This is a genomic window from Rickettsia asembonensis (assembly GCF_000828125.2).
Classification (GTDB): domain Bacteria; phylum Pseudomonadota; class Alphaproteobacteria; order Rickettsiales; family Rickettsiaceae; genus Rickettsia; species Rickettsia asembonensis.
This window is the reverse complement of record NZ_JWSW01000010.1, coordinates 20,602-33,043: the sequence shown is the minus strand read 5'-3', so window position 1 is coordinate 33,043 and position 12,442 is coordinate 20,602. Positions and strand designations below refer to the sequence as shown.

The window sequence follows — 12,442 nt, the reverse complement described above, 5'->3', positions numbered from 1 at the left end:
TCAACACTCCCTAAATCAAGATACGTAATAGTATTATTTTTTTTAAAACTTCAGCTATCTCTACTGCTTCTATATTATCTATTTTATTCATGAAAAGATTAAGAGTAGTAATAATAGTGTTAGTTTTTAAAAATTCCATTACCTCTTTTATTTTTAGCTTATCCATTTTATTGTATGAAAGATTAAGAACATGGCTTCCTTTACTCAACAAAAGTGCTTCCTCAACCAATCCCCTATCTCTTAGATACTTTATTAATTCTTTCATAATCTATTCCTTATTAAATTCTATAAATTTTAATATTTTGTTAAAAATGAGCTTATAGACAGAATAATAATAAGGAGTTTTAAGAATGCAATAGAAATTTAACTAAAAGTATGAATAAATAAGCTGAGAAGAATTTAAGGAATATACAAAGTTAGTTTTTTTGATGATATTTAAAATTCGGAATTTAAAAGAGATTTAATACAAAAATTAGACATTTTGGAACATAAAAGGAGCATTCAAAGTTTTTGCTAAATTTCAAAAAGCTCTGAAACCCTTGTAGGAACTGGTGGAGGCAAAGGGAATCGAACCCTTGACCCTCTGCGTGCAAAGCAGATGCTCTACCCCTGAGCTATGCCCCCGATTGTGTAGAAGATATATTGTTTGTAAGTAATTAAGATAAGCTTTTAACTAATCCCCAAGGCAATGGCTGACCGTTACTTCCTACGACTAAATCCCCGGAAGATTCATATTCAGCAGCTAGAAAGGAATTTTGAGCAGCAATAAGCTTTACCGGTTTGATTTTCTGACCGTTATGAAAATATTCTTTAGCCTGTTCCCTAGAAGTCGGATTATTTTTGGAAGCGGTTTTTGCTTTAGCTTTAGACATACACTATTAACTTTTTCTTAAACTTGTGAAGAATATAAAACTTTTTCCTAAACTTGTCAATAACTACCGTTTAGTAATATCTCAGAAAATGATTATTCTTCCGTTATTATTCACTTTCACCGGCTAACGCTACTTTAAATTCTGCTATTTCTGATACTGTTTTTCCGTCATATATACTAAACCCTACTCCTCTAAATTCTACTTTTGCATTAATATCGGCACCATATGATAATAACAGTTTATATATTTCATCATCCGTAATATTTTTAGAAGTATATCGAACGTTTTTAGCAACCGCATGTAAAGGTGTTTCTCCGGATTTTCTTTGATCAACCGCAGCTCCTTTCTCAAGTAATAGTTTTGCTACATTCAAGTACTTACCGCTTACAGCTTCATATAAAGGCGGTCCTAGCAAAGCTCCCTCGTAACCGTTTACTGCAGCTCCTTTTGCTATTAGATATTCTGCCACTTCATAATGTGCAGCTGTATTTAAAGGAGTGTCCTTAAAAACATCACAACACATATTAACGTTTGCTTTTTTTGCTTTAACTAGCCAGTTACAACTTTTATTGCATTATTTGAAGATGCTGAAAATAATTCAGTAGTAGATACTGCCCGTAATTTATTTAAACCTTTTATTACATCTGCTCTATCAAGAGAGATAGCTTCTTTTAAAACATTTTCAAAATCATATCGATTTACATAAGACTTGATATCTTTTGATAACAGAGTTAAATTACACTTTAATAGTTCCTTTATCATATTCTACATAAAGAAATTACTCGTTAAATAAATTTATCTAACTTTAAATACCCGGATGCGTATTTGTGTAGAACGCTAGCAATAAGAGTTTGATAAGGTATTCCTTCTTGTGCTGCCACTCTTTTTATATGATTCAAATCATGTAACGGCAATCTAATATTAATTCTTTCAGATTTTTTAAAAAAATTAGCAGCTGCAATTTTAGCTATCTCTTTTTGCTTTTTTAGCTCTTCTTCAGGTAGTTTTACAAGTTCACCTTTTTCAAAATAATCTAATATTTCTTGCTCTTCCTCTGTTAATTTATATTTCTTCATAGTTTTTTACCTTTAGCTTTTATATATTCTTTAGTAGCTTTTCTACTTGGAATAATTGTTTTTAAAAAGACTTTATCTTCCTTTATAACACACGGTACTAAATAACAGTATCCATCTATTTCAACTATATATATTTTTTGATTTGGATATTTATCTTGATTAGGATGATTTTGTATATTTAATACATAATCTTCTTGCTCTATTAAAGTAATTACCTGCTCAAAACTTACCCCTCTTTCTTGTATTAAGACAGCATTTTTCTCACGATTAAATTCAAAATAATATTGTTTCTGCATATACTTAGTATTATGAAATTTTGCATGCCTTTTGTCAACACAATTTGATAAGCATCAACCAATTCGCTTCAAGCAAATTCTTTCGGTGATTTCATTAAGTTTTTCTACTCTCTCAATTAAGTATAAAAGCTGTTCTTTAGTAATTTTATAGTTTTCATCATATCTCGCATCAACATATGCCTTTTGAAGCAACTCAAAACATTTTTTTGTTCTTCATTTAACTGAGGAAATACCGTCCATAATTCATTATCGTAATTTCCTGCCATACTACCTAATTCTTCTATATCATGTGACTTCGGTTTATAATTAGAAAAAACTAATAAAATAGTGCTATAAAGACTTTCCATAGCTTGATGTAACTCAAAAGCACATTTATTTAAATTATCTCTTAGTAAAATATTATGAACATCAATAAGACATTCGTTAGCATGTTTAAACCATTCTTCGTAATAATCTTTAGCAATTTCTTTCATCTCGCTCCAAGGTAAATCTTTAGCTTCGCTTAAGGTAAATTCCTTGCTATCGTATAAAAGGATGCCTTCTTTTTTAATATCTGTGTAAAAATAACACCCTATTTCTAATTGCCTGTTTACTTCATCTATTGACTCTAGAATTATCGATATTCGCGAATCATATGGGATAATCTGATCTTTTATTACTCCGGTTTTTTTAAATCTTTTATATATATTATCTTTTAATCTTAAAGCAGTATATCCTTTATATTTACCTTTTTTCAGAATTATCAAAATATCGGTATCACTATAGTAACCGTTAGGTAAATCACGTACCCAATCACCTCTAGCAAACGAACCATACAAGATAATCATAGCGATTTTATCTTGGGCAATATCTAAGATTTGCTGCACTGTAAAATTAAGCCTAGCTTGGATTTTTAGAGAACGTTCAGTAAAGTGGTTTTCATTATAATACTCTTATGTCATTCCCGCGAAAGCGGGAATCCAGAAAAATAACTTCAATATTGATATAGAAGTTACATATTTGATAAAATAAACATATAAAAAACAAGTTTTTTATATGTTTTACTAGATTCCCGCCTACGCGGGAAGGCGTTGTTGCGTGGACCAACTTCACCTCTGTCATCCCGTGGCTTGACCACGGGATCCAGTTAAAATACTAAAATTATTAGTATTTTTTATTGTTTTTATGGACCTAGTTAGCAAGCCACGGGGTGACACAGTGGGTTTTATCGGTCTACGCGGGAATGACATAAACTGATCCATGCAACAATACCGCTAAAGTCGGGAATGACATAGAGTAAAAATCGTAGGGTATTATAGGTTTTCATCTATTCATTTGCACCGTGACAATATTTATATTTCTTGCCTGAACCGCACGGGCATAGCTCATTACGAGATACCCTCCCCCAGCTAGTAGGATCATCAGGGTTTCTATCTTTTGGGTCAATACGTGATACGACTGGTTTAAGGTTAGTCTCAAGGCTACTTCCTGCATTATATTTACTAAATGCCGGATCCTCCCGACTTTCTCGCATATTTTTCTGAAGTTTTTTATGCTCAAGCGAAACATCTTCTTTTTGAATATGTTTTAAGTCGATATGGAAGTGATATACTGTTTGAATAAATAATTCTTTTAAATTATTGAGCATCTGCTCGAATAAATTAAATGCTTCTCTTTTATACTCGCTAAGAGGGTCTTTTTGAGCATAAGCTCTAAGCGATATGCCTTGTCTTAAATGATCTAAGCTATATAAATGATCTTTCCAAACTTGATCGAGAGTAGTTAGTAAAATATACTTCACGGCATTATACATTAACTCGCTACTATAAGCTTCTTCTTTTGACTTATATATATCATGAGCCGTTTGTATAACGATTTTCGTGATTTCTTCTTCCGTTACATCATTTTTACTTACTAAATTATGATCAAATTTCATAGAAAAGACACGATGTAATTCTACGCTTAAATTTTCTATATCCCAATCTTCTCTATAAGAGCCTACCGGCATAAAAGTTAATACTATCTTTTTAGCGAGTTCCTCAGTAGTACTATTTAAGAAACCGTGACTATCTTTAGATTTAATAATTTCAGTACGTTGCTCGTATATTATCTTACGTTGGTCATTCATGACATCATCAAAACGTAATAAATTTTTACGCATCTCGTAGTTATGTCCTTCCACTTTTTGCTGAGCTTTCTCAAGTGAACGACTAATCATCGGATGGTGGATAGCCTCTCCGTCTTTCAATCCAAGTGTTTTAAGAACTCCTGATATACGATCTGATGCAAAAATACGCATTAAATCATCATCAAGCGATAGGAAAAACTTAGTTTTTCCTGGATCACCTTGTCTACCCGATCTTCCTCTTAGCTGGTTATCTATCCTACGGCTTTCATGCCTTTCCGTACCTATCACAAATAAGCCGCCCGCTTCAATAACCTGCTTTTTTTCTTCGGCAATTTGAGCTTTTATTTCAGCTATTTTAACTTCATAATTATGTTCTTTATCCAGATGTTCTATTAACATTTCAGGATTACCGCCAAGCATAATATCAGTACCTCGCCCTGCCATATTGGTTGCAATCGTTACTGCCTTAAACCTACCTGCTTGAGCAATAATAAAAGCTTCCTGCTCATGAAACTTAGCATTTAATACTTTGTGAGGGATTTTTTCTTTATTTAAAACGCTTGAAAGCTCTTCTGACTTTTCTATGCTTATCGTACCGACAAGTATAGGCTGACCACGATCGTAACAATCCTTAATTAGCTTTAAGATAGCATCATATTTTTCTTTTTTACTACCGTAAATCTCATCATCAAGGTCAAGCCTTGTAACTTTATTATGGGTTGGAACTGCAACCACATCGAGATTATATATGTCTTTTAATTCAGGTGCTTCGGTCATAGCCGTACCGGTCATACCTGATAATTTAGGATAATTACGGAAATAGTTTTGGAAAGTAATTGATGCAAGAGTTTGGTTTTCATTTTGAATTTTTACATTTTCTTTTGCTTCTAATGCTTGATGTAACCCTTCCGAATATCTACGCCCCTCCATTACACGACCGGTAAATTCATCGATAATCATTACTTTACCTTCACGCACCAAATAATCTACATCAATAGTAAACATATTATGAGCTCTTAAGGCTTGATTAACATAATGTACTAAAGTTAGATTCTCAAAATCATATAAACCGGAATCAGGCTTTATAAGATGTTCTTTACTTAAAAGTGATTCTATATGTGTAATACCGGTTTCCGTTAAATTGATAGTTTTTAATTTTTCGTCTTTTTCAAAATCACTTGTATTAAGCAGGCGTACAATTTTATCAATTTTATCGTATAATTCTGAATTATCATTAACCGGACCTGAGATAACTAGCGGAGTTCTTGCTTCATCTATCAAAATCGAATCAACCTCATCGATAATAGCAAAATTAAAAGGACGAAGTACTCGCTCCTGCAAGCTATACTTCATATTATCCCTTAAATAGTCGAAACCGAGTTCGTTATTTGTTGCATGAGTAATATCGGCATTATAGGCGTCTCGTTTTGCTTCATCAGGCATACCAGCAACAATACATCCAACCGATAAACCTAAAAAATTGTAAATTTTACCCATGGAAGCAGAATCACGGCTTGCCAAATAATCATTCACGGTTACAACATGTACACCTTTTCCGGTTAAAGCATTTAAATAAGCAGGAAGCGTTGCAACTAAGGTCTTACCCTCACCGGTACGCATTTCGGTAATCATGCCTCGGTGTAATATAAGACCACCTATAAGCTGAACGTCAAAATGACGCATACCACAAACTCTTCTAGCCGCTTCCCTAACTACCGCAAACGCCTCATATACTATATCGTCTAAAGTAGCTCCGTTTTTAAGCTTTTCTTTAAACTCTACAGTTTTATTTTTTAACTCCTCATCTGATAATTTTTGTATAGCAGGCTCAAGCGAGTTAATTTTTGTAATTTCAGAAAATAGTTTTTTTATAGTACGATCATTTGCAGTACCGAAAAATTTTTTTAAAATAGAAAGCATTAAAGTCCTTATGATATTTTTAGTACTTAAATATAGGTATATTTTATAAAATTATCAAATGTTATAATTTTATTTAAATGAATAATTTTTTATTGAAAGGCATTTTTTTACTACAAATATTTGTAAATTATTATTATATTCTCAAATAGCTGTTGACGGTTATATATTATTTTTATAAAATTTAAGCTTATGTTTAACACAATTATGAGTCATAAATGAAAAAATTATCTGTTATATTTTTATCAGTTAGCATGCTTTCCGGTATTGCTTTTGCCAATAAAGACAAAGTAGTTGCTACCTATAAAGGCGGCGAAGTAAAAGAATCGCAAATTATGAAAGAATTTAAGCCTCAGCTTAATCTTCAATCAGGTGAAACAATCAAAAATTTTGATGATTTTCCACCGCAAGATCAGGAAAAATTAATAAAAATTTATGTTAATAATCTTTTGTTAAAAGAAGAAGTTGCTAAGTCAAATATTACTTCTTCTAAAGAATTCCAAGAAAAACTTGAAAATGCAAAAAATCAATTAGCTCAACAAGAATTACTGGCAAATTATATAAAATCTAATATTACAGATAAGATGTTTGATGACGAATATAATAAATATGTCGGTAATCTTAAAGGTAAAAAGCAAATAAAAGTTGCTCATATTTTAGTTAAATCCCAAAAAGAAGCTAACGATATAAAGACCAAATTAAGCAAAGGCGGAAATTTCACTAAGCTTGCAGAAGAATCATCTCTTGATAAAGCTTCAGCTTCAAACGGCGGAGTTATAGGTTATATTCTATTAAATCAACCTGGACAGTTAGTACCGGAATTTGAGAAGAAAGCTTTTGCTTTAAAAGTAAATGAAGTTTCAACTCCTGTAAAAACCGATTTCGGTTGGCATATTATCAAAGTACTTGAGAAAAAACCTGTGCCTATTCCAACAAAAGAAGAAGCAAAAGTAACTATTGATAATATATTAGCTGCAGAAGTGCTAAAGAAATATATTTCTGATTTAGAAGCTAAAGCCGATTTAAAAATTATGTTACCTAAAGCAGACAGCAAAGCCGGATCGTAATTTATTTAATATCATTCACTTTTAATGTCATCCCTGCGAGGTCTTGTTGCATGGACACCTAAATCGTCATTGCGAGCGACTGAAAGGAGCGTGGCAATCCAGAAAATAATTAAAAAAATGCTATAAATTAGCATTTTTACTGGATTGCTTCGTCAAAACTTGCAGTTTTTCCTCGCAATGACGAATAAACAGGTCCACACAACAATACCATGCGGAAATGACATATAGGTCACGTAAACATCTCTCACCAAGAATGACGTTATAAACCGCCCTCGACTACAACAAACGCTACGCATATAGGATAATCATCAGAAAGAGAAAGGTGAATATTAAAAGGTGGGAGTTTTTTTGTATAGTTTGAGCTAACTTCTACTATAGGCTTGCCCAAATTATCATTTAGTATAGTAATATCTTTTAAATTTATACCTTGACCTATACCGACTCCAAAGGCTTTACTTACAGCTTCTTTAGCAGAAAAACGCTTTGCTAAAAATACAGCATGACCTGTTTTGTCCAATAAACTAAACTGTGCTAACTCCTTTGAAGTTAGAATTTTTTTAGCAAAAAGTTCCGGATATAAATGTAATATTTTTTCGATTCTAGGAATTTGTACTATATCAGTGCCAATCCCTATAATCATTTACTTATCTTCAAAATCATCACTAGCGTCATCAAAAAAGATTTGATCGTCCAAATCAGAGTGATCTTCAGTTATACAAACCTCGGGTAAATACTCAAATTTTTCTTCTATATCTTCTGATTCATCCTGATTAACAATTGGCTCTATCATAGTTTTTGTACGCAGACTGTTTATTATGTCTTGTTCTAACTGTTCTACCGATACTTTTCCGGCAGCAATTCTACGTAATGAGATAACAGGAGGTTTATCGCGCTTTTCTTTTTTGATTTGATTAGTTTCTACTTTATAATTTAATAATTTAGCATATCTTGTTGCTAGTACAACAAGCCGAAACCTATCCGGTATAATTTTATTACAATCTTCTGCCGTAATTCTTGCCATAATTTTCTCCGTTAAAATTTTTCAGTGTCATACCGTGGCTTGACCACGGGATCCAGAAAAATAATTTAAAATACTAATTAATTAGTATTTTAAGCTGGATCCCGCTACAAGCTCGCGGGATGACAGAGGTAGAACCTCATAACACCAATTGACTTATTATACTCTTTTTATATCCGCACCGCAATTACTTAATTTTTTTTCTAAATCTTGAAAGCCACGATCCAAGTGATATATTCGGTGTAATACGGTTTTGCTATTAGTACTAAGACCGGCGAGTATTAACGATACTGAAGCTCTAAGATCACTTGCCATAACTTCTGCTCCTTTTAACATTTCTACACCTCGAACGACCGCCTTATTACCTCGTACTACTATATCTGCTCCCATTCTACATAATTCAGGGACATGCATGAAACGATTTTCAAAAATATTCTCGGTGATCATTGAAACACCGCTACTAAGCGTCATAAGGCTCATAAATTGTGCTTGTAAATCAGTAGCAAAGCCGGGATAGGGATTAGTTTCTAAATCAACTGAATTTAACTTCCCTTCATAAGTTACTTGGACACCGTTATCGATCGGCACAACTTTTATACCCGTTTCAATAAGTTTTAAAGCTATATTTTCTATAATATGGTAATCAATCCCACAAATTTTTACATCACCTTTAGTAATAGCTGCCGCAAACATATAAGTACCGGCTTCAATACGATCAGAAAGTATTTTATAGCTCGCTTTATTTAAAGAAGCCTTACCTTTAATTGTTATTTCGCTAGTGCCGACACCTGCAATATCGGCTCCCATTTTGATAAGGCAATTACATAAATCAACTATTTCCGGCTCCAGACTGCAATTAAAAAGTATGGTTTCCCCCTCTGCTAAAACAGCTGCAAGTATTGCATTAATTGTAGCACCTACAGAAACTTTATCAAAAACAAAATGAGTACCTTTTAAGCGTCCTTTACTTGAAGCATTAATATAACCGTCTTCTATTTCAATCGTAGCCCCCATAGCTTTTAATACGGCAATATGCAAATCTACTTGCCTTGCTCCAATAGCACAACCACCAGGAAGCGATACTTTTGCTTTACCGTATTTGGTAAGCAAAGGACCAAGCACCCAAATCGATGCTCTCATTTTACGAACTATTTCATAATTTGCGGTAAAGTTATTTATATTTCCGGCATTAATTATAAGTTCAAATTCATCTTGATGTTCTATTATTTCAATCTCTGCCCCGTGGCTTCGGAGCAAATCTTTCATAGTACTAACATCAGTTAATTTGGGGACATTAGTAATATGTAGTTTATCGGTAAGAATAGACGCCGCCATAATAGGTAACACGGCATTTTTAGCACCGCTAATATTAATACTACCTTTAAGAGGTTTACCGCCGTGAATAATTAATTTTTGCATAAATTTTTGTTATGTCATTCCTGCATGGATGAACTCTAATCCCATGTCATCCCGTGGCTTGTCCACGGGATCCAGCATAAAACGAGATAAATCGAGCTTTTAATTTTAAAAATTTACCATATTTAGACTTTTTAAGTACTGGATCCCGTGGTCAAGCCACAGGATGACACCAATTATACTACACGTCCAAATTCACGACATTTAAAGCATTAGCTTGGATAAATAATCTACGAGGTTCAACAACATCACCCATTAAAGTAGAGAAAATGCCCTCCGCTTCATCGACCTCCGCAACTCTTACCTGAAGCAAAGTTCTTTTTGCAGGGTCAAGAGTAGTTTCCCATAATTGGTCGGAATTCATCTCACCAAGACCCTTAAAACGCTGGATGTTTATTCCTTTTTTCCCACATTCTATAATGGTATTTAATAACCGGCTTGGTGTTAAAATACCGAATTCCTGACTTTTCACTATAAGCTTTAATTGCTTACTGAATATATCAAAAATTGTTAAAGCAAGCTTTAATATTTGTACAAACTCAAATGATTCCAACTGCTCTTTCAACAATATTTTACTTTCTTTTAAGCCTCTGCTAAAACGGAAAAACTCTATTTTATTTTCATGTTTTAAAATTTCCCAATTAGTTTTATCAGACGATTCTTCTAGGCTATTTAAAACATCTAAAGCTTTTTCAAGTCTTAAATCACTTTCAGCTTCAAATATTTTGTTATTAAGCAAGTCATTAATTGCAAGAATTTCAGTAATTGAGCGATTAAATTTTTTGCTAGCATGATCAAGCAAGCCGTTAAACTTAACTACTTTATTAATTAGCTCTTCTAAATTATCACCTACTAACTGCTCTTTACCGTCTAGAGTTAAGGTTGCATCATTGATAGTTGATTTTATCAAATAATCTTGCAAAGCTTGCTCATTCTTTAAATAAAGCTCGGCTGCTCCTTTCTTTACCTTATAAAGCGGTGGCTGGGCTATATATAGATAGCCTTTATTTATTAACTCAGGCATATGACGATAGAAAAATGTAAGCAATAACGTTCTAATATGCGATCCGTCAACATCAGCATCGGTCATAATAATAACTTTATGGTATCTAAGCTTTTCTAAAGAAAATTCTCGCTCAACACTAATTCCAAGAGCTGTAATTAACGTACCGATTTGATCCGAACCGAGCATTTTGTCAAACCTTGCTCGCTCAACGTTCAAAATTTTACCACGCAGAGGCAATATAGCCTGAATTTTACTATCCCTACCCTGCTTTGCAGTACCACCCGCAGAGTCTCCCTCAACAATAAACAATTCTGAAATTGCCGGATCTTTTGCATGGCAATCGGCAAGCTTACCAGGTAAGTTCGAGACTTCTAAGGCTGATTTTCTTCGAGTTAGCTCCCTCGCTTTTCTAGCAGCTTCACGAGCATTAGCTGCTTCCATAATCTTAGCTATAATTGCCTTTGATTCCGCCGGATGCTCTTCAAACCACTCAAGAACCTTTGTATAAACGGCATTTTCAACAACCGGTCGTACTTCGGAGCTTACTAGCTTATCTTTTGTTTGAGAGGAAAATTTAGGATCAGGAACTTTAACGGAAAGTACACAACATAAGCCTTCTCTAGTATCCTCACCGCTAAAGTCATTTTTAGATTTTTTATTAAGACCCGTAGTATCAAGGTAAGAGGTAATAACACGTGTTATCGCTGATTTGAAAGCACTAAGATGAGTTCCGCCGTCACGCTGCCTAATATTATTAGTAAAGCATAAAATATTTTCGTGATAAGAATCGTTCCAGTGCATCGCAAGCTCAAGACTTATACCGGACTCAGCATTCTCCGTATTAACTACTATACAGGGATGGATAGCATGCTTCGCTCTGTCTATATATTTTACATAAGCTTCTATACCGCCTGTATAATAAAACTCTACTTCTTTAACTTCTTCAAAGCGATTATCGACGAGTAAAATCTTTACACCTGAATTTAAAAAAGCAAGCTCACGAAGACGATGCTCTATAGTGCCGAAATCAAATTCTATATTAGTAAATGTTTCTACAGACGGAAAAAAAGTAACTTCCGTACCTTTTTTATCAATATTTTCTTTGACAACCGCAAGCGGAGCTTCTGTTATACCATTATTAAATCTAATCAAATATTCTTTATTATTACGCCAAATACGTAATTCAAGCCACTCTGAAAGAGCATTCACAACCGATACGCCTACACCATGTAGGCCACCTGAAACCTTATAAGAATTCTGATCAAACTTACCGCCGGCATGAAGCTGCGTCATAATAACTTCAGCTGCCGATATTCCTTCTTCTTCATGAATTTCAACGGGTATACCTCGCCCGTTATCAGATACGATTACCGAACCGTTTTTATTTAATGTTACTTTTACTAGATCACAATAACCGGCAAGCGACTCGTCGATAGCGTTGTCGACTACTTCATAAATCATATGATGTAGACCCGACCCGTCTCCAACGTCCCCGATATACATTCCCGGTCTTTTTCTTACGGCTTCAAGACCTTTTAAAACCTTTATAGAATCAGCACCATATGATGATTCATTAAATTTTTCTTCAATTTCCGACATAATCCGACACAATATTTATTTGTTGCTAGAAACAATAAAAATAACTATAACGTAACTTATTAGAATAG

15 protein-coding genes and 1 tRNA gene are annotated in these 12,442 nt (G+C 33.6%); 1 reads left to right on the top strand and 15 read right to left on the bottom strand.

What is annotated here, in order from left to right; genetic code table 11:
* Positions 1-10: 10 nt before the first annotated feature.
* The 11 genes from SB78_RS02150 to secA form a co-directional block, all read right to left on the bottom strand.
* Positions 11-265, bottom strand: coding sequence for a hypothetical protein (locus SB78_RS02150; RefSeq protein ID WP_041078232.1), 255 nt, complete (start codon positions 263-265; stop codon positions 11-13).
* A gap of 284 nt (positions 266-549) precedes the next feature.
* Positions 550-624: transfer RNA gene (locus SB78_RS02145), tRNA-Ala, on the bottom strand.
* A 32-nt stretch (positions 625-656) separates the two neighbouring features.
* A complete protein-coding gene (locus tag SB78_RS02140) occupies positions 657-872 on the bottom strand; it encodes a hypothetical protein (protein WP_014412567.1) in 216 nt (71 codons plus the stop codon).
* 106 nt (positions 873-978) lie between these two features.
* Positions 979-1,395: an ankyrin repeat domain-containing protein gene (locus SB78_RS08750; protein ID WP_096334735.1), complete on the bottom strand. Its 417-nt coding sequence runs from the start codon at positions 1,393-1,395 to the stop codon at positions 979-981.
* Between the two features lie 26 nt (positions 1,396-1,421).
* Entirely contained in the window at positions 1,422-1,634 is a 213-nt protein-coding gene (locus tag SB78_RS02130; protein WP_041078229.1) for a hypothetical protein, read from the bottom strand.
* A 23-nt stretch (positions 1,635-1,657) separates the two neighbouring features.
* Entirely contained in the window at positions 1,658-1,948 is a 291-nt protein-coding gene (locus SB78_RS02125; protein WP_041078227.1) for a CopG family antitoxin, read from the bottom strand.
* Complete coding sequence (locus SB78_RS02120) at positions 1,945-2,244, bottom strand: BrnT family toxin (RefSeq protein WP_041078225.1); 300 nt, start codon at positions 2,242-2,244, stop codon at positions 1,945-1,947. The genes SB78_RS02125 and SB78_RS02120 overlap by 4 nt, the downstream gene beginning before the upstream one ends.
* Before the next feature lie 116 nt (positions 2,245-2,360).
* On the bottom strand, positions 2,361-3,110 hold the full coding sequence (locus tag SB78_RS10650; RefSeq protein WP_277813942.1) for a nucleotidyltransferase domain-containing protein: 750 nt from the start codon (positions 3,108-3,110) through the stop codon (positions 2,361-2,363).
* 55 nt (positions 3,111-3,165) lie between these two features.
* A complete protein-coding gene (locus SB78_RS09960; RefSeq protein WP_199402705.1) occupies positions 3,166-3,345 on the bottom strand; it encodes a hypothetical protein in 180 nt (59 codons plus the stop codon).
* Entirely contained in the window at positions 3,342-3,473 is a 132-nt protein-coding gene (locus SB78_RS11445) for a hypothetical protein (protein WP_277813941.1), read from the bottom strand. The genes SB78_RS09960 and SB78_RS11445 overlap by 4 nt, the downstream gene beginning before the upstream one ends.
* Before the next feature lie 77 nt (positions 3,474-3,550).
* The gene (gene secA / locus SB78_RS02110) at positions 3,551-6,271 is read right to left on the bottom strand and encodes a preprotein translocase subunit SecA (protein WP_041078223.1); all 2,721 of its coding nucleotides are present in this window, start codon (positions 6,269-6,271) and stop codon (positions 3,551-3,553) included.
* Positions 6,272-6,486: 215 nt separating this feature from the next.
* Between secA and SB78_RS02105 the strand changes: the two genes are divergently transcribed.
* The gene (locus SB78_RS02105; protein WP_041078221.1) at positions 6,487-7,335 is read left to right on the top strand and encodes a foldase protein PrsA; all 849 of its coding nucleotides are present in this window, start codon (positions 6,487-6,489) and stop codon (positions 7,333-7,335) included.
* Positions 7,336-7,594: 259 nt separating this feature from the next.
* Here the strand turns inward: SB78_RS02105 and acpS are convergent, their stop codons facing one another.
* From acpS to gyrB, 4 genes are all read right to left on the bottom strand, one after another.
* Positions 7,595-7,975, bottom strand: a complete 381-nt coding sequence (gene acpS / locus SB78_RS02100) for a holo-ACP synthase (RefSeq protein ID WP_041078219.1) — start codon at positions 7,973-7,975, stop codon at positions 7,595-7,597.
* Positions 7,976-8,356: a DNA-directed RNA polymerase subunit omega gene (gene rpoZ, locus SB78_RS02095; protein WP_041078217.1), complete on the bottom strand. Its 381-nt coding sequence runs from the start codon at positions 8,354-8,356 to the stop codon at positions 7,976-7,978.
* Between the two features lie 156 nt (positions 8,357-8,512).
* Entirely contained in the window at positions 8,513-9,772 is a 1,260-nt protein-coding gene (gene murA / locus SB78_RS02090) for a UDP-N-acetylglucosamine 1-carboxyvinyltransferase (protein ID WP_041078214.1), read from the bottom strand.
* A 178-nt stretch (positions 9,773-9,950) separates the two neighbouring features.
* Complete coding sequence (gyrB, locus tag SB78_RS02085; RefSeq protein WP_041078212.1) at positions 9,951-12,374, bottom strand: DNA topoisomerase (ATP-hydrolyzing) subunit B; 2,424 nt, start codon at positions 12,372-12,374, stop codon at positions 9,951-9,953.
* Between the last annotated feature and the right edge of the window lie 68 nt (positions 12,375-12,442).